The 377-nt window shown below is 76.9% G+C and carries 1 protein-coding gene; it reads right to left on the bottom strand.

Features of this window, described 5'->3' with window-relative positions; genetic code table 11:
- Nucleotides 1-377 (bottom strand): biotin/lipoyl-containing protein (locus tag SACPADRAFT_RS27510; protein WP_040924299.1); only part of this gene is annotated, 377 nt, incomplete at both ends.

Genomic DNA, 377 nt, shown 5'->3' with positions numbered 1-377 from the left:
AGCGGGCTGCTCCGGTGCCGCCTGCGGTGCCGCCTGTTCCGGCGCGGGCTGCGCGGCCGGCTGGGCTCCCGGGGCGCCGACCAGGGCGAGTTGCGAGCCGACCTCGACGGTCTCGTCCTCGCCCACGGACAGCTGCACCACGGTCCCCGCGACGGGGGAGGGGACCTCGGTGTCGACCTTGTCGGTGGAGATCTCCAGCAGCGGCTCGTCCACCTCGACCGAGTCGCCCACCTGCTTGAGCCACCGGGTGACCGTGCCCTCGGTGACGCTCTCCCCGAGCTCCGGCAGGGTCACCGGGGTGCCCGAGGACGTGTCGCCGGACGGTGCGGCCTGCGCCGTGGCCCCGGCGGCCGGGGCCTGCGGGGCCTGCTCCGCCG

It is taken from the genome of Saccharomonospora iraqiensis subsp. paurometabolica YIM 90007 (assembly GCF_000231035.2).
GTDB classification, from domain to species: domain Bacteria; phylum Actinomycetota; class Actinomycetes; order Mycobacteriales; family Pseudonocardiaceae; genus Saccharomonospora; species Saccharomonospora paurometabolica.
This window is presented reverse-complemented; position numbering and strand designations above follow the sequence as displayed.